The organism is Reichenbachiella sp., assembly GCF_965233835.1.
GTDB lineage: Bacteria > Bacteroidota > Bacteroidia > Cytophagales > Cyclobacteriaceae > Reichenbachiella.
Map to the genome: position 1 here is coordinate 4,678,181 of NZ_OZ247585.1, position 17,159 is coordinate 4,695,339.

The window sequence follows — 17,159 nt, forward strand, 5'->3', positions numbered from 1 at the left end:
ACCGTTTAAATGAGTAAGCTTTTTTTTCTTTTTTTCCTTCTGGGGATCTTCTCTTGCGTTTCTTCCAATGAGCAGAAGGTCACAATTGCTGTGGCCGCCAATATGCAGCACGCGATGCAAAGTTTAATTGAAGAATTTGAGTCATCGCATGATATAAAAGTAGAAGCATCGAGTAGTTCCTCAGGAATTTTGACTACCCAAATCAAACAAGGAGCGCCCTTCGACATATTCTTATCGGCTGATTTAAATCACCCAAGTATGCTTTATGAAGAAGGTTTTTCCTCCGCTCCCGAAGTATACGCAGGTGGAAAATTGATTCTTTGGACATTTCATAAGGGAATAAATCTGGACCCTGGCATTAACGTTTTGCTCCATTCAAGTATAAAAAAAATAGCAATTGCCAACGCTGAGACAGCACCTTATGGGTTTGCAGCAGTTGAAGTATTAAAGTCTTCCAACCTACTTGATCAGTTGAAAGCAAAGCTTATCATTGGTGAAAGTATCGGTCAAGTCAACCAGTACATCCAATCCAAAAATGTAGACATTGGAATAACCAGCCAATCGGTGTTGTATTCTCCTCACCTCTCGGATGTGGGAAATTGGAAAGCACTTCCCGATACACTTTATTCGCCTATTAGTCAGGGAATCGTATTATTGACTCATGGCAAACAAGAAAACCTTTCTAATTCAGAGGAGTTCTATAAGTTTATGTTTTCGACTAAGGCCAAGAAAATTTTATCAAACTATGGATACCAAGTCTCTCAATGATTGAGTGGAGTACCTTATACATTACTATCAAGCTAGCACTGATCACTACGTCAGTGCTACTGATTATTGGTGTTCCAATAGCCTATTGGCTAGCCTATGGCTCATCAAAATTGAAGTTTATTTTTGAAGCGTTGATTGCCTTACCCCTTGTCTTACCTCCATCCGTTTTAGGTTTTTATTTGTTGGTTGGATTTGGTGGCCAAAGCGTATTAGGTAAGTTTTTAAATTCTAATTTTAATCTTAGTATAGCGTTTACTTTCATTGGATTGGTGATTGGCTCGGTAATTTACAGTTTGCCCTTTATGATTCAGCCTATTCAGGCTGGTTTTCAGCAACTGTCACCGTCACTCAAAGAAGCCTCTTACACTTTAGGGAAGTCCAGATGGCAGACTTTATCTATGGTACTATTACCCAATATAAAAAGCTCCCTACTTACTGGTATTGTTTTGAGCTTTGCGCACACCATTGGAGAATTTGGTGTAGTACTAATGATTGGTGGAAACCTCGATGAAACCAGAGTAGCTTCGATAGCGATATACGACAGCGTGAACAAACTCGATTATGCAGCGGCACATTCTTATTCACTTTTATTGCTGTTATTCAGTTTTATTATTTTGACACTAGTGTATTCATTCAACAAGAAAGCCATCACTTCTTTCAAATGATCGATTTCAACTTACATAAGAAATTTCACTCCTCGCAAAAGGAAGTCGATATAAGGGTAAGTGCCCAACTAGCAGCAGGGAAAATTACGGCCATCTATGGAAAATCTGGTGCAGGCAAAACTAGCATTTTGAGAATGTTAGCAGGCCTTTTGAGACCGGATGAAGGAAAAATCACTGTCGGAAATGATTCCTGGTTCGACTATCAAAACAAGCTCAGTGTACCACCGAATCAGAGAAATATTGGGATGGTTTTTCAAGACTATGCACTTTTCCCTAACATGACGGTATTGAAGAATATTCAATTCGGATTGAATGGTACTGGAAATGATGATCTGGTTCAACGAATCATTGAAATTTCTGACCTAGGTAGTCTCCTTGATCGAATGCCTTCTCATCTTTCTGGCGGGCAACAACAACGGGTAGCCCTGGCCAGAGCCATCGTTCGAAAGCCTAGACTATTACTGCTCGACGAGCCACTTTCTGCACTTGACACGAGCATGCGTACGAAACTCCAAGAAGAGATTCTCACTATACAAGAATTGATACAAACGACAATTGTAATAGTCAGCCATAATCTGCCGGAAGTTTTTAAGCTTGCTGATCATGTTTTGGTGATGAAAGATGGCCAATTCATACAGCGAGGTACTCCTGCTGAAGTGTTTATGAATGATAGCCAAACTCAGCTCGCTGGAGATTATTTATCAAGTAAAAAAGAAGGAGATCGGACTATTTTAAAAATCATGGTTGATGGAAAGGTAGTGAGTGTACAAATGCCCAACTAACTACCTCATTCTCACCAAATCTTATTCCCAATGGATTTCAATTTTAATCTTGCCCTCGCTAGAAGATTCCAATTTTTCCACCCAAACGCTCTCCATGACGGACCATTTCTTAATTCCTTCCAGGCTCAAAAAAGAATTGAAATCATAGTCATCAGACGCAAAACCCATGGAATTACTTCCAATTTCTCCTTGGTTAAAGTCGCTCAATTCTTCCTCATAGAATTTTCGTACGGCCTCAAAATCATCAGTGGTAAAATAAACGGCTGAGTTTAAGAATGGGCCGTTAATATCAGGATATAGTTGCTTCAGCATTTGTTCGGATTGATCCTTATTCATATAGCTAACCAATTCACTATTTTCATATACGGGCAGTCCAACATCGGATTTGGAAAGTGCCCCTCCCATGTACTTCATAAAATCAGCCACTTCCTCTTCATAGTCTTCTCCATATTCACCTTGTGCATAAGTTTGTTCGACTACTTTTTCTTGGCACTCATAAAACGCCTCTTCGTCCAAACCCAGTTTTTCCATCAAATGATAATGAGCAAAATCTGAAGCCTCTGCCGCCAAATTCACAATAGCATCTTCGCCTTGATATTCGATTTCTTCTTTTATGTATTCCATAGCACCCTCTTCCTTAAAAAATTCGTTGAGAGATTCTTTAAATTTCATCTCCAAGGCAGAACGGTCTAGTTTATAACAAGAGGAAACATCCATTTCGTCAAGAGATTGACGAAGCACAGATATCGCCTCCTCGGTGATTTGAGTTTGGGTGTCTTGAGCTCGAAGGCTAGGTGTGAAAAAGATCACAGCTAAAAGCAAGGTTAGTCTGAGTATCATTATTGTACTTGTATTAGATTAAGTTGTGTTATTTTAATTTGAGCAAAGTTAGTATTATCCTCCAAACGCACAAATTGCAAAACAAGAATTTAGAATTACTTCATTCTAAACTGAATGCTTGCCGCCAAGTCCCTTTCATTTTGTTGTACTTGATCGTACTCGGCAAAGACTTCCAGAAGTATTTACCAGTTTCTACCGAAAAGGACGGCTGCATATAACAATTGATCGTACATCCCTCGCAGGCAGGCAGTTTGCCTTCAGTGGCGATATGCTGCTGTACTTCTCTGGAATGATAAAGCACCTCTAAGTTTCCATCTATTGGAAACGATTTTTCACCTAAGTGATAGCAGGGTAAAATCAATTCATTTTCCGGGCTGATCACTAGTGTAGTGCTAGCAGCTTTGCAGACAGGGTCATTCACATGATTTCCCCCATCGCGCCTCAGCTCAATAAAAGCCTGGTTCAGAAAAACACTTTTTTGCTTGCCCCATTGTTCAATTTCATCCAAGGTCTGCTCAGACAGGCTATCCCCAACCTGATTGTATTCGAATGCGGGATTGAGGATGAGTACCAGATCATTGGGCAAGCAGATTTGTTCATACACTTCCCGAATATCTACCTTGTTCTCCTCGAAAACGGTAAACAAAATATCTGGGCGTTCACCGAGTGACTTGGCCAATTTTATAGACTCCATCACAAAATCAAAGCACGCCACTCCGCGCATGGAGTCATGCTTTTCCTTATCGGCTGTATCCAGGCTGAAGTGCAGCATATCTACGTTTCCTCGCAACCGCTCGGCAAACTTGGGGTAGAGCAAGGCATTGGTAGTCAGCGTAGTGATGAAATTCATTTCTTTTGCCAGAGCCAAAAACTCATCAATCTGCTGATGCAACAACGGCTCACCTCCAGTAAAATCAATTACTTTGACACCGAGCTTCTTCAGAGCCAATAAGTTCTCTCGGACGTTGTCGAGCGTCACATACGGTGAGGGCTTTTCCCAAATATCACAAAAACCACACTTGGCATTGCATCGATAGGTAACATAATAATTGCAGAGAACGGGATGTTTGATAAGTCTCATCCCTTTGGATTATTTTTTAGCGTTGTTCTCAAAAATACCCGTGATGGTCAAAGAAGAAGAGCGTATCTTATAGAACAAAGTACACTGGCCACAGGTGGTCTCTCTCATACCTGAATAACTAGATTCTATTCCCGCAAAATTGTAGTTGGATAGAAACTTGACATTAGACCTTATCAGGAAGGCTAGTTTTTTGCACTCATTCTTATGACCGTCTCTTTTGAAGTACTTCTCCAAAATTTTCTGTCTTTCTGCTCGTGCTGTATTAGTCCAAATTACTTGCTTAGCCATTCGTCCTCCTCTACTTGAATTGCTTTTTCCGGAATTACCGTCTTACCAGCCATCTCTGCTTCGCTTTGTGCAAGTAGCTTCTTTTGAGCGTCGGTTAGTTTGATTGATTTGGCTTCTTCTCTGATGATCCCTGATGCATCAGTATTTTTTAGCAATTGAGCCAATTCGAAATCATCGCGGTCTTTTTCGCTGATTTTCTTTGCCTCTATCTCTAAAGAATGCAAAAGCTCAAGCACATACTTAAGCTCCTTTTCTGATTTGGGATTGATAAGAATAGAATCCATTAAGTCAAAATTATGGATTTTTCTTTTAAACGAAATAGCCTATTGCAATCCATTCAATGAATCTATCAAATAAGACAAATCTCTCGAGCCTTCAAAAGGTTAATTATCTCCTTTCGTCTATTTTTGCGCCATGACAAAAGAGGCGCTATTCGAACAAATCCAACAGAAGCAATCCTTTCTCTGTGTGGGTTTGGATACTGACATCAAAAAAATTCCAACCCACTTGTTAGATACAGAAGACCCTATCTTCGAATTCAACAAACAGATCATAGACGCTACCAAAGAATTTGCAGTAGCGTACAAGCCTAATATCGCTTTCTACGAAGCCATGGGTGCTACCGGATGGGCTTCTTTAGAGAAAACCGTCAATTATATACCCAAAGACATATTTACTATAGCCGATGCCAAGCGTGGTGACATTGGAAATACTTCTTCACTGTATGCCAGAGCCTTTTTCGACAATATGAATTTTGACTCTGTAACTGTGGCTCCTTATATGGGATCCGATTCTGTTAAGCCCTTTTTAGAATTTAAAGATAAGTGGGTGATCCTATTAGGTGTGACCTCCAACGAAGGCGGTAAGGATTTTCAATTTCTCGAGTCAGCAGGCAAACCACTCTATCAGCACGTAATGAAAACTTCCTCGCAATGGGGCTCAGACCAAAATATGATGTACGTGGTAGGTGCCACCCGACCAGAATATTTACAAGACATTCGAAAGATCATTCCAGATCACTTTCTATTAGTACCAGGCGTGGGTGCTCAGGGTGGCGACCTGGAAGCGGTTTGCAAAAATGGAATGAACAACCAGTGCGGACTTTTGGTCAACTCTACCCGAGGAATTATATATGCCTCTTCGGGCAAAGATTTTGCAGAAGCGGCGCACGTCGAGGCTCAAAAACTGCAATCAGAAATGGCATCCTTTTTATAACTTTCAACTTTATACTATACAACTCCCGAATATGAAATCCATAAACTATATATCAGAAAATAAGCAGAGATTCCTAGACGAGCTATTCGACTTACTCAGAATCCCGTCTGTTAGTGCCGACTCTAAATTTGACGGTGACGTACGCAAAGCCGCTGAATTCATCAAAGAAAAATTCGAATCCGCAGGCGTAGACAAAGCAGAAATCTGCGAAACTAAAGGACATCCAGTGGTATACGCGGAGAAAATCATAGACACCAACCTGCCTACAGTATTGGTGTATGGTCACTACGACGTGCAGCCTGCTGACCCCTACGAACTATGGGACTCTCCTCCTTTCGAGCCAGTGATTAAAAATGACAAAATTTATGCACGCGGAGCTTGTGACGACAAAGGCCAGATGTATATGCACGTAAAAGCTTTCGAGGCCATGATGGCCAATGACGAATTGCCTTGCAACGTGAAATTCATGATCGAAGGTGAAGAAGAAGTAGGTTCAGAAAATTTGGGCATCTTCGTTGAAGAAAACAAAGAAAAACTCAAAGCTGATGTGATCGTGATTTCGGACACCGGCATCATCAGCAATGACTGTCCTTCGATGACAGTTGGTCTTCGTGGACTCAGCTACCTGGAAGTGGAAGTCGTTGGGCCAAATCGAGACTTGCATTCTGGCATGTACGGTGGAGCTGTTGGCAATCCTATCAACACGCTTTGTGACATGATTTCCTCTTTGATCGACGACAAAGGGCACATCACCATTCCAGGCTTCTACGATAAAGTATTGGAGCTGACCCAATCGGAAAGAGAAGCTATGGCTAAGGCACCATTTGATCTCGAAGAATACAAAAAGGAATTAGACATTGCCGATGTAAAAGGAGAAGATGGATTTACCACACTCGAAAGAATCGGCATTCGTCCAACGCTTGATGTGAACGGTATCTGGGGTGGATATACTGGTGAAGGTGCTAAAACGGTACTACCATCAAAAGCCTATGCCAAAATCTCTACACGATTAGTTCCAAATCAAAATAGCGACGAGATTACAGAATTGGTGAAAAATCATATTGAAAGCATCGCACCTGCTCATGTAAAGGTAAAAGTGACACCTCATCATGGAGGTGAAGCAGCCGTGATTCCTACAGATTCTGATGGGTTCAGAGCAGCGAGCAAAGCTTTTGTTCAGGCCTGGGGCAAAGAACCTATTCCTATGCGAGACGGTGGTAGTATTCCGATTGTAGCGCTGTTTCAGGATGTGTTAGGCCTTGACTCTGTCATGCTAGGGTTTGGCTTGGACGAAGATGCCATTCACTCACCAAACGAAAGTTATGGTGTATTCAATTATATGAAGGGTATTGAGACCATTACCTGGTTTTATAAATATTTTGCTGAAAAGTAACTGAGTGTAAAGTCACAAGTAAAAAGTTTGTAAAGTAGGAAGCTAGAGTCAGTTTCCTGCTTTATTATTTACTGCGACTGGCAACTTTAAACTTTCTACTTTGAACTCTAAAACTCCATCACCTTGCGTCGATCTAAATTAGTCATCAACTGTCAACCCTCTCTCTCTCCATTTCTCAAAAAAGAAGTGCAGGATTTGGGTTATAGAATACTTAAAGCAGAAAAAAATGGCGTGACTGTAGAAGGTGGTTGGAAGGAAGTAATGCACCTCAATCTGAATCTTCGAACGGCTTCTCGTGTGCTTTGGTTGATCAAATCATTTGAAGCCAATCACCCAGACAAGATGTATGAAGAAGCCAAGAAAATTCCTTGGCATAAGTTGCTACCAGAAGGCACCAAAATCTCTGTACAATCCTATGTGAAAAACGACTACATACGCGATGGTCGATTCGCCAATCTGAAACTAAAGGACGCCATCGTAGATCGCATGCAAGAAGAAACTGGCGTTCGCCCAGACTCTGGAAATGAAAAGGATCAAACCGTTGTTTATCTATTCTGGCATTTGAATAAAGTGCATGTCTACTTTGACACCTCAGGTGAAACGATTACCAAACACGGCTACAGAAAATTACCTTTTAAAGCGCCAATGCTAGAATCTTTGGCCTCAGCCTGTTTGATATCTGCCGGTTGGAATGATAAAAAAGGTGCTTTCATCAACCCCATGTGCGGGAGTGGCACCTTGGCTATAGAAGCTGCATTAATGGCAGCAGGTATTCCTCCGGGCTTGCACAGAAAGAATTTTGGTTTCATGCATATCAACGGATACGATCCTTCACTCTGGAAAGAAACTTTGGCAAAAGCGGAATACAAAGACCGAATCAAATCCAGCATAATCGCCACCGATTGGAATGGAGATGCCATTGAAGCGGCCAGAGCTAATGCCCGCACCGCTGGTGTGGAGAAAATGATTGATTTCGACAAAGTCCCTTTTCAGGAAACATTTGTTCCTTCAGGCCCTGGCATCGTGATGCTCAATCCGGAGTATGGCGAAAGACTAGGAGAAGAAGACATGCTCAAATCGGTCTACAAAGATATCGGTGACTTTTTTAAACAATCCTGTGGTGGCAAGATGGGCTACATTTTCACAGGTAATTCGAATCTCGCCAAGTCCATTGGATTGCGCACCAAATCCCGTACTGAGTTTATGAATGCTCGGATCGAGTGTCGCTTGTTGGAGTATGAATTGTATGCAGGGAGTCGTAGATAAATATCTTCTCTAGCCTTCTTGCATTCTCCCTCTCCTATCCATAATTTGCATCAAAAGCGCTAGATTGAAAAAAGTACTAATTGTTATCGTTATTGGAGTGATTCTGGCAGGTGCCGGATGGGGAGGTTTCCACCTCTGGAAACAAAGTAGAATCACTATTTGGTCCTTCGTACCCGACAATTCTATCCTCGTCTTTGAACCAAACGATTTCACCTACCTCTGGCGCCCGGATGACAACCGGAAAATAATCAAAAACTTAAAGTCACTGTCCGAACTGGATTCAGTCCAGCAAGTGATTAGTCAACTAGACTCTGCGACCAATCATCAGTTTTCTAAGGTGGTTGATCAGGGACATCTGCTTATCTCCTTTCATCAAAACACCAATGAATCATTAGCAGCGCTATACATTCTTGAAGTACAAGAACTTCAGCAGCACAGTATACTCAGCGACTTGCAGGAATACCTCAAGGATAGTCTTAGTTTTGAAAAAAGTGAGAGAGTTTATCAAGACTATGTCATTACAGAATTCAAAAAAAGCGAAGCTACACTCACCTACATCTTTCATAAGAACTATTTGATTGCCAGTCTATCTCCCTTTCTGGTGGAAGACGCTATTCGCATGATTACTGATAGCAGAGTCAATACCTATCAGGAAACAGAACTGCACGTAGCTCAGGTGGCTCAAGGCACAAGTGGTGCTGGCAGATGTTATATCAATACCAACTATTTAAACAAGTTGGCAGGCATTTTTGCTAATCCAGTTGAGATCGATACAACGCCCCTAAAATGGTTAACCCACTTGATGTATCTCGATTTGAATATCGATAATGACAAAATAGATCTATCTGGTTTCTCAGTAAATGATACTTCAAAGATCAACTACCTGTCTGCATTTGATGGTATTCGAGGCGTAGGGTTTGATATGAAAAATATCGTTCCTGCCAGCACTTCCTATGTGCTTCATGCTTCGGTAGAAGATGTGAGCCAATGGCATATCGGTTTAAAAAACTACTGGAGAAAACATGAACCCGCCCAGCTCACTCAAATCGGGGAGCTTGAAAACAGGTTTGATTTTAATATTAAAGATTTTTACGAATTCATGGGCAATGAAGTCGGGTACTTTGTTTTAGAATCCAGTCGATCGTTCAACTCTGATTTGATATTTTGTATCGAACATAAAAGTCAGGAACTAGCGGCTCAATTTTTTGAATCATTGGCTCAACAAGCCAATTCAGATTCAACGCTTTATTTAGAAAATTATGCCGAAAGGCAAATCAAACATATCAACATTGATGAAATTCCTGCAAGACTGTTTGGATCAATGTATGGTGGATTCCCATCAGCCTATTACTTCGTAGATGGCAGCTATGTTTACTTTGGAAACAGTCAGCAAGTGCTGGAAATTTTGATCGATGACATCGACCAGGAAAACACCTGGAGACGTTCTGTTCGGACCAATGCTTTCTTAGAGTCTACGCATGAGGATGCCAATTTCAGTATGTTCGTCAAGTCCAGAGGAGCAATCAACAAAGTAGGTAAAGTCCTCAACGACAACTGGGCCAAATATCTGGAGGACAATAAAACCATCTTTTCGCAAATTGAATACGGCGCTGTACAATTCACCCACGTCGATGGGGAATACTATACGAGTTTACTACTTCAACACCCCGGTGATTTAGTCAAACAAATCAAGCCACAATCATTTGAGATACAAAAACAACAAGGCTTTGCAAACAATTTAATATCCAAACCTTTTGCCGTTCGCAATCATAACGATCGCACTCTGGAAATGATGGTACAAGACGAAGCCTTTACGCTTCATCTCTTAGATGTTAATCTTAAACCAACGCTTCAAATTCCTTTAGAAGGTCAATTGAAAAGTAAAATTTATCAGGTAGACTACTACAAAAATGGGAAGCTTCAATATCTGTTTGCACTGGACAAAACGATACACATGGTCGATCGAAATGGCACCTACATTCCTGGATATCCGGTCAAATTAAAATCCGACAATCTAATTAGCGAGTTGTCCTTGATCGACTATGACAAGTCTAGAAACTATCGCATCATGGTCGCAGATAGCAAAGGCAATTACTACCTCTACAACAAGGCAGGCAAGCTGCTCGACGGCTGGAACCCAAAGAAAATGGGAAGCAGCCCGGCGACATTAGGTAGGCATGTACGTGTGCAGAAAAACGACTACATGCTGCTGGTTCAGAAAAATGGCATCTTTCAAAATCTAAACAGAAGAGGAGAAACCAGAGATGGATTCCCAATAGATCTGAAAGGAAATATCTCTCAGGACTATTTCATCAGCAAAGGCAGTAAACCTGCCAATACAGAAATTTCTGCTTTGACTGACTTGGGAGAATTGGTGTCTTTCAATCTGGCTGGTGTAGTAACAAACCGAGGACAACTGGTAAGAGAAAATGAGGAAGTCACTTTTCACCTGGTCAATTCCGGTACGGAAAAAGAATTCATCCTCATCGAGAAAAATGAAAACGAGCTTACTGTCTTTAATGAGGCGCTCATAGAGCAATTCAAAATCGACACCAAAGCTGAGCAAATGGCCCTTCAATACTACTATTTCGGTGTTGACAATCAGCTAATCATTCTCATCGATCAAGAAAGAAGGCAAGGGTATATCTACAACCAAGACGGAAGGTTGCTACACGAAGAACCGTTAGATGTCGGTTATGAGTTGGCTGTGCTTTTTCAAGAAAGCAAAGGGCAATTTGATCTATATTGCAGTACGGGCAATCAACTAAACCTGGTGTCCCTGAAAAAATAAACTATGAGCAACCTCCTATCCAAAAAGGCCAACTTTGGTACTTTACCGGTTTTTCTCACAGCTATCTCGACCATACTGGGCGCAGTGATGTTCTTACGTTTCGGGTTTGCTGTGGGCAGTGTAGGGTTTCTAGGTACTGTGGCTATTGTAATCATAGGACATATGGTAACGATACCTACGGCCATGTCCATCGCCGAGATTGCTACGAATCAAAAGGTAGAAGGTGGCGGAGAGTATTACATCATTTCCCGCTCATTTGGTATAAACATAGGCGCATCCATTGGGATCGCACTTTACCTTTCACAAGCGATTAGTGTGGCCTTCTATGTTATTGCTTTTGGAGAAGCTTTCGACCCTGTCATTACTTGGGCCAACGAGGCCTACAGTTTGGGTATTGGTGACAAAAGGTGGATTACCATACCTGCTGTGCTTCTTCTTAGTATCCTGATGCTGACAAAAGGCGCAGATTTGGGTATGAAGGCTTTGTACATTGTAGTCGCAACTTTATTCGTATCCCTTACTTTTTTCTTTCTCGGAAGTACGGACTACCATGCAAGCTTGGAAAAATTCGATATCATGGCTCGGGTTACTGAAAGCCAGGACTTCTTTATCGTGTTTGCAATTATTTTTCCCGCCTTTACAGGAATGACTGCTGGAGTAGGCTTGTCTGGTGATCTGAAAGATCCCAAAAAATCCATCCCATGGGGAACACTTTCAGCCACTTTGATAGGTATGGTCATCTATGTGTTCATTGGATACAAACTGGCCGTGAATGCCAGCCCAGATGACTTGGTCAATGATCAACTGATCATGTCCAAGATCGCACTTTGGGGTCCAATCATTCCCATTGGCTTAGCGGCGGCCACAATATCGTCTGCCTTGGGTTCCATTATGGTTGCCCCTAGAACGCTTCAGGCACTTGCCGCCGATAATATTTTTCCAACGATAGGTATCAACAACTTCCTTTCTAAAGGTAAAGTCAATACTAACGAACCAGTGAATGCCACTGTGATTACCGTGGGGCTAGCCCTTTTCTTTGTGAGCTTAGGCAGTATAGACTCGGTGGCCAAAGTGATCTCCATGTTTTTTATGGTTACCTATGGTGCCATTTGTACCATATCATTTTTTCAGCATTTTGCGGCAGACCCGTCGTATCGACCGGCCTTTAGATCCAAATGGTACATCTCGCTTCTGGGTGCCATTATGTGCTTGTTTTTGATATTTAAGATGGACGCTGCCTATGCTGTTGCATCCATTACCATCATGGTTCTTATCTATTTTGGTTTGTCCAAATTCAATGAAGACAAAGCAGGTATGGCTAATATTTTTCAGGGGGTGATCTTCCAGCTGATCCGTCAGATTCAGGTTTTTATCCAAAAAGCCGACAAGGATGATGACAATTGGAGACCCTCGGTGATTTGTATTTCAGGCTCATCTTTTGAGCGACCCACTGCTTTTGAGATGATGAGTTGGATTTCGCATCGCTACGGATTCGGCACCTACCTGCACTATATTAAAGGCTATTACTCCAATGAGACTAATTTAGAGTCCAAAGAGGAATTGGCTCGGCTAATCAGGGTAGCTGATATCTCTGAGAGTAATGTATATGTGGATACCATGGTTTCGCCATCTTACACTACTGCAGTTGCTCAAGCACTGCAACTTCCTAGTGTATCTGGTAAAGACATCAACATGATGCTCTTTGAATTTTCCAAGAGTCAACCCGAAGGATTACAGGAAATCATGGAAAATTATGCTATGGTTCGCGCCTCTGGATTTGATACTTGTATTCTAGCCAGCAGCGACCGTGGATTAGAATCTAAAGCAGAAATTCACATCTGGATAAAACCTTCAGACTTCAACAATGCCAACTTGATGATACTTCTTGGCTTTGTCATCCTGGGTCATCCACAATGGAAAAAAGCCGAGATTAAGATATCCGCCATTGTTAATGATGAAGAGTTGGAAGAACAAAAAGAAGAACTCCTACAACTGATCAAAACAGGACGACTCCCTATCTCTGCCAACAATGTGCGAATCATAGAAAGATCCGAAGGTATGGACAATCGTCAGGTCATCAACGAGCACTCTAAAGATGCAGACTTAACTATTCTTGGCTTTAGATCCGAAGCAGCCAAGCAGCTAGGAGAAGAGATTTTTCAGGGTTACGACGCTATTGGAGATGTCCTTTTTGTAAATAGCACCAAATCAAAGGAAATAAAATAAGCATCTGCTCTTGATTTGGGATCAATCTGTAAAATTGGTGGGAGGGTAACTTAAAAAAAACAATATTGTTTTGTATATAATAGATCTATAGAAACAGATCGAATGTCTACAAACTATGTACGTGTAAAATACCTTTGCCTCGCCGGCAGGCACTACTTTTCCATTGATGAAAAGTAGTCAAAAATCTAGACCGTATTCATTTCTTAACGCTTTTTGAACCTCAAAATCAGGAAACAAAAGAAACTCGTCCTGATTAATACTCCTAATGAATTTCACCCCAACAAGGACTCGAACACTTTTTGTTTCTTATCTGATTTTAACGTTCAAAAATCTAAAATGAATAATGCCACTGAATCACAAAACTTTCACTCTCCCCAGAAATAGGGAGTGCCTCTTGATTTGCACTATTTATACCAAAGCAAAAATCAAAAGCGTGACCAGACCGATAAGGGCTAAACTTGTCAAGGCTATGTAGAAACGGTCGTCGTTTTTATTGATTTCATTATTTGTATGGTCTGCAGGATCAGAAATGATAGATTCTACTGAAGCATTAGTTTTAGTGGTTGCCATAATATTGGTATTCTAGTTGTTTTTAAGTTTTCTCTGGTTGTAGAAAGGTCAAAACAAACAATACCCTACCCTCGACTAAGAAAGCCTGGACAAACTAAAAGTAGATGGGTAAAAAATAGAGCAGAGGAAGCCAAATCGCTAAAATAGCGAAAGCACTATGCCGAAAGTGTCTTCCCATTCTGGGATCATCAGGGTGCATCACCTTGGCCAAAACAAAATTCACCAAACCAATCGCAGGAATACCAATCCAAAGAAAAAGTCCCGACTGCTGATGATCAGAAAGATACTTCAAAGCCATGTTGTAGATCAACCAGGCGTTGGTGAGATAGATGACGGATTGTATTACTGTTGTTTGAAATAGCTGGAACATGGCGCAATGATAATGTGAAACTGTCAATTCTCACTTTGTTAAACTGAACTATTCATTTGGATGCTCAAAATTGGCCTTTACCAAAAATAAAAATAGTGCTACTGAAATTCCGGCCGAACCAAAGGCCATGCACATCACCATGATCTGATAGCGAACAGCAATCAAAGGGGATACTCCAGACAAAATCTGTCCGGTCATCATACCTGGTAGTGATACCAAACCTACGGCAAACAAGGAATTGGTGATTGGAATCAATGCAGCTCTTAAAGCGGTATTTCGGGCTTGATTATAAGCCATACCTCTTTCCAGTTCTGAAGTCAATCGCTCCCCCGCCAGGCTCACACTATTCATCGAATTGGCAAAAATCATCCCTGCCAGGGGAATCAGATACTGCGGCAAATACCATGGATCGAGCATCAGGACGCCCTGTGAAATTAAAACCAGTACGGCCAGCCCTCCTACCACTATGGCAGCCAAAGCCTTTAGCAATAATTCATTTCTTCGATCACTCAGCGTCCGCAAGGCAATCCAACTCGAAGAGAACAACATCACCGCCAAAACACCAATAATCATCCAGGCACTGTCTGACTCAAAAATGTAGGTCAGCACATAGCCCACCAATACCAGCTGGATGACCATTCGCAACACTGCCCAAACTGATGTTTTGATTCCCTCGTTCCATTTCCAGAGTACAAACAAAACAACCAAAACCGGCACAAATGCGACTAGTAAATTCGGTATAGATATGATTTGGATGGATTTGTCCATAAGAGTCAAGATAGGTAGCAATACGCTATCAATAAGTTTCGAAAGCCCACGAATGTAGTGAATTTTTGAACACTCACACTTTTTCTATAGCCATGATCCTATTTCGAGTACCGGGCATAGGTCATGCTTACTGACTATTTTTGGTAGTAGGCAGGAAATAGGTAGACTGGCTGCCAAGTAACAGAGTGAAGAAAAAATACGCTAAATCAGGATGGACTATTTGAAAAATTTGATTCTTTCTAAAAAAATGAAGTTCGATCAATTGGGAGTCTTTGTACTTGCTTTGATGATAGTTGCGTGGTATGGGTTTGGTCCCTCATATTTTCAGAAAGTACTAGGGGAAGTTGCTGACTTTTCAATTTATTTTCACTTGCATGCCTTCTTTATGGTGATTTGGTTGTTAATTATATTTATTCAGCCTGTACTCATCAGAAATGGAAAACTTAAACTTCATCGGCTGATTGGCAAGATCACGTACGTAATATTTCCGATGATGATACTCTCCATCTTACTCCTTGTTCACAGTCAATTGAACCAATCTGAATTTGTGACTGGTACAGAATTTTTCATACCCTTTAAGGACATTGTCATCATGATATTCGCCTACATCTTCGGCGTATATTGGAAACAAAATATCGCACTTCATTCTCGTTTTATGATTATTTCTATCATCCCAATGATTGAGCCGTCCTTGGTCCGAATGTTTTTCAATGTTTTGCCTGAATCTATTGTAGAATATTCCTATCCGCTCACGATTTTGGTTGTAGACATCATCATCATATTACTTGCTGTCAATGATTTCAAAAAAGAAAAAGTAAGGTGGATATTTCCTGGTTTGTTGATAGTTCTGGGCATTTGTCAAACCATGGTGATCTTTGAGTATTCTGAAAGCAGCTGGATAGTCTCTCTGGCTAAATGGTATGCTGGGCTTTAATAATGTAACGTTTAATGTAAACTGCGTTTTGATGCAGTTTACATATTGTTAGCGATTGTCGGCTTCTTTTCTAAAGTTACGCTAAACAGTTCTTCTTTCTTATTTCTTCCTTTCAGTTCTATCTCTCCTTTAGAGCTATATTGATAGTTAGAATGGGGTAATAACTCTTTAATTGCACCTGAAATCAGTAAGTCAGATTTTAATTCCTTACAAAGACTTTGGATTCTAGCGGTCGTATTTAAGACATCCCCTGTAAATACGATTTCCTTTTTTAAGGCTCCAATTTCTCCAATTGTGACTTCACCGAAATGAATACCTGCTTTGAATCCAATTTCAAAGCCAAATTCATTAAATAAAGCTCCTCTTTGTTCATTGAGATGATTGCGTATGTCAAAAAAACATTTGATGCAGTTTGCCTGGTTAATCCCCTTGTCAGGTTTCCATGAAATCACGATTTCATCTCCTATGTACTGGTAGACTTCACCAAATGAATTGATGATGGGGTCTGACATAATATTATAATAGGTGCCCAGTAATTTGAAGTATTGTACATGGCCTAGCGTTTCGGCTATTGTCGTCGAAGATTTCATGTCCAGGAACATGAAAATCCGCTTTTCGATTATGGGCTGGTGGTATTTCCCGGAGAAAAAATTTAAAAACACATTATGCCCCAAGTTTTCACTTATAGCTGAATATATCAAACAAACCGAAAGCTTTACTGACAAATGAAATAAGGTGGTAAGGAAAGAGATGCTTATTAGGAATCTATCCAATTGTTGCCAGGCATCAACTTCTAGCAAACTTATGCCTGTATCGAGCGTAAATGCCACTGGATAAAAGAGAGCTATAATGATAATAATTAAGGTAAGGTAGATTAAGAGTTTGTAAAAAAACTTGGCACTCAGTGTTCGGTTTGAGAATCTCTTTTCTAAATAAACCACTTCTAAAAACCCTACAATAGTTCCAACCACGATATTCGCCAGACTAGCAAAAATCAGCACTGGAATGGTGTAGGAAATATCAGTATCTGGATTGAAGTTTTGGTTGCGTGTAACATCGTACACTGTAATATCAATTATCCATCCAATCAATAACCAAATAATTGCGAAGGGAATAATCCTTGAAATGTTTCTTTTCGCTTTAGGAGATATTTTCACGTTGAGTGACAATGTTAGGCAAAATGTAAGGAATGATGATTTATG

17 protein-coding genes are annotated in these 17,159 nt (G+C 40.8%); 9 read left to right on the forward strand and 8 right to left on the reverse strand.

Going from position 1 to position 17,159, the window contains the following annotated elements; genetic code table 11:
• Window positions 1-9: 9 nt before the first annotated feature.
• The 3 genes from modA to ACO6S2_RS19810 are packed head-to-tail and all read left to right on the forward strand — an operon-like array spanning window position 10 to window position 2,215.
• Window positions 10-768, forward strand: coding sequence for a molybdate ABC transporter substrate-binding protein (modA, locus tag ACO6S2_RS19800; protein ID WP_422360294.1), 759 nt, complete (start codon window positions 10-12; stop codon window positions 766-768).
• The gene (modB, locus tag ACO6S2_RS19805) at window positions 765-1,433 is read left to right on the forward strand and encodes a molybdate ABC transporter permease subunit (RefSeq protein ID WP_422360295.1); all 669 of its coding nucleotides are present in this window, start codon (window positions 765-767) and stop codon (window positions 1,431-1,433) included. Before modA ends, modB begins: the two co-directional genes overlap by 4 nt.
• Window positions 1,430-2,215, forward strand: coding sequence for an ABC transporter ATP-binding protein (locus ACO6S2_RS19810; protein WP_422360296.1), 786 nt, complete (start codon window positions 1,430-1,432; stop codon window positions 2,213-2,215). Before modB ends, ACO6S2_RS19810 begins: the two co-directional genes overlap by 4 nt.
• A gap of 21 nt (window positions 2,216-2,236) precedes the next feature.
• On the opposite strand, the gene ACO6S2_RS19815 is transcribed toward ACO6S2_RS19810, so the two are convergent.
• The 4 genes from ACO6S2_RS19815 to ACO6S2_RS19830 form a co-directional block, all read right to left on the reverse strand.
• Entirely contained in the window at window positions 2,237-3,055 is an 819-nt protein-coding gene (locus tag ACO6S2_RS19815) for a hypothetical protein (protein ID WP_422360297.1), read from the reverse strand.
• A gap of 100 nt (window positions 3,056-3,155) precedes the next feature.
• Window positions 3,156-4,136, reverse strand: coding sequence for a radical SAM protein (locus ACO6S2_RS19820; protein ID WP_422360298.1), 981 nt, complete (start codon window positions 4,134-4,136; stop codon window positions 3,156-3,158).
• Between the two features lie 9 nt (window positions 4,137-4,145).
• A complete protein-coding gene (locus ACO6S2_RS19825) occupies window positions 4,146-4,424 on the reverse strand; it encodes a type II toxin-antitoxin system RelE/ParE family toxin (RefSeq protein ID WP_422360299.1) in 279 nt (92 codons plus the stop codon).
• Window positions 4,409-4,708, reverse strand: coding sequence for a hypothetical protein (locus ACO6S2_RS19830; protein ID WP_422360300.1), 300 nt, complete (start codon window positions 4,706-4,708; stop codon window positions 4,409-4,411). Before ACO6S2_RS19830 ends, ACO6S2_RS19825 begins: the two co-directional genes overlap by 16 nt.
• Window positions 4,709-4,838: 130 nt before the next feature.
• Here ACO6S2_RS19830 and pyrF point away from each other — a divergent pair, with 130 nt between their 5' ends.
• From pyrF to ACO6S2_RS19855, 5 genes are all read left to right on the forward strand, one after another.
• The gene (pyrF, locus tag ACO6S2_RS19835) at window positions 4,839-5,639 is read left to right on the forward strand and encodes an orotidine-5'-phosphate decarboxylase (RefSeq protein WP_422360301.1); all 801 of its coding nucleotides are present in this window, start codon (window positions 4,839-4,841) and stop codon (window positions 5,637-5,639) included.
• A 31-nt stretch (window positions 5,640-5,670) separates the two neighbouring features.
• Window positions 5,671-7,032 carry a dipeptidase gene (locus ACO6S2_RS19840; RefSeq protein ID WP_422360302.1) on the forward strand — a complete coding sequence of 454 codons (1,362 nt, stop codon included), beginning with the start codon at window positions 5,671-5,673 and terminating at the stop codon, window positions 7,030-7,032.
• 123 nt (window positions 7,033-7,155) lie between these two features.
• Window positions 7,156-8,298, forward strand: a complete 1,143-nt coding sequence (locus tag ACO6S2_RS19845; RefSeq protein WP_422360303.1) for a THUMP domain-containing class I SAM-dependent RNA methyltransferase — start codon at window positions 7,156-7,158, stop codon at window positions 8,296-8,298.
• 64 nt (window positions 8,299-8,362) lie between these two features.
• Window positions 8,363-11,089 (forward strand): DUF3352 domain-containing protein, encoded by a 2,727-nt coding sequence (locus ACO6S2_RS19850; protein WP_422360304.1) that lies wholly within the window; start codon window positions 8,363-8,365, stop codon window positions 11,087-11,089.
• 3 nt (window positions 11,090-11,092) lie between these two features.
• Window positions 11,093-13,315, forward strand: coding sequence for an amino acid permease (locus ACO6S2_RS19855; protein ID WP_422360305.1), 2,223 nt, complete (start codon window positions 11,093-11,095; stop codon window positions 13,313-13,315).
• Window positions 13,316-13,723: 408 nt separating this feature from the next.
• Here ACO6S2_RS19855 and ACO6S2_RS19860 read toward each other — a convergent pair whose 3' ends face one another.
• The 3 genes from ACO6S2_RS19860 to ACO6S2_RS19870 form a co-directional block, all read right to left on the reverse strand.
• Window positions 13,724-13,885 carry a hypothetical protein gene (locus ACO6S2_RS19860; protein WP_422360306.1) on the reverse strand — a complete coding sequence of 54 codons (162 nt, stop codon included), beginning with the start codon at window positions 13,883-13,885 and terminating at the stop codon, window positions 13,724-13,726.
• A gap of 94 nt (window positions 13,886-13,979) precedes the next feature.
• Window positions 13,980-14,255: a hypothetical protein gene (locus ACO6S2_RS19865; protein ID WP_422360307.1), complete on the reverse strand. Its 276-nt coding sequence runs from the start codon at window positions 14,253-14,255 to the stop codon at window positions 13,980-13,982.
• 48 nt (window positions 14,256-14,303) lie between these two features.
• Entirely contained in the window at window positions 14,304-15,023 is a 720-nt protein-coding gene (locus ACO6S2_RS19870; protein WP_422360308.1) for an ABC transporter permease, read from the reverse strand.
• Window positions 15,024-15,270: 247 nt separating this feature from the next.
• On the opposite strand from ACO6S2_RS19870, the gene ACO6S2_RS19875 reads away from it, so the two are divergent.
• The gene (locus ACO6S2_RS19875; protein WP_422360309.1) at window positions 15,271-15,957 is read left to right on the forward strand and encodes a hypothetical protein; all 687 of its coding nucleotides are present in this window, start codon (window positions 15,271-15,273) and stop codon (window positions 15,955-15,957) included.
• A gap of 38 nt (window positions 15,958-15,995) precedes the next feature.
• Here ACO6S2_RS19875 and ACO6S2_RS19880 read toward each other — a convergent pair whose 3' ends face one another.
• Window positions 15,996-17,114, reverse strand: a complete 1,119-nt coding sequence (locus tag ACO6S2_RS19880; protein WP_422360310.1) for an adenylate/guanylate cyclase domain-containing protein — start codon at window positions 17,112-17,114, stop codon at window positions 15,996-15,998.
• Between the last annotated feature and the right edge of the window lie 45 nt (window positions 17,115-17,159).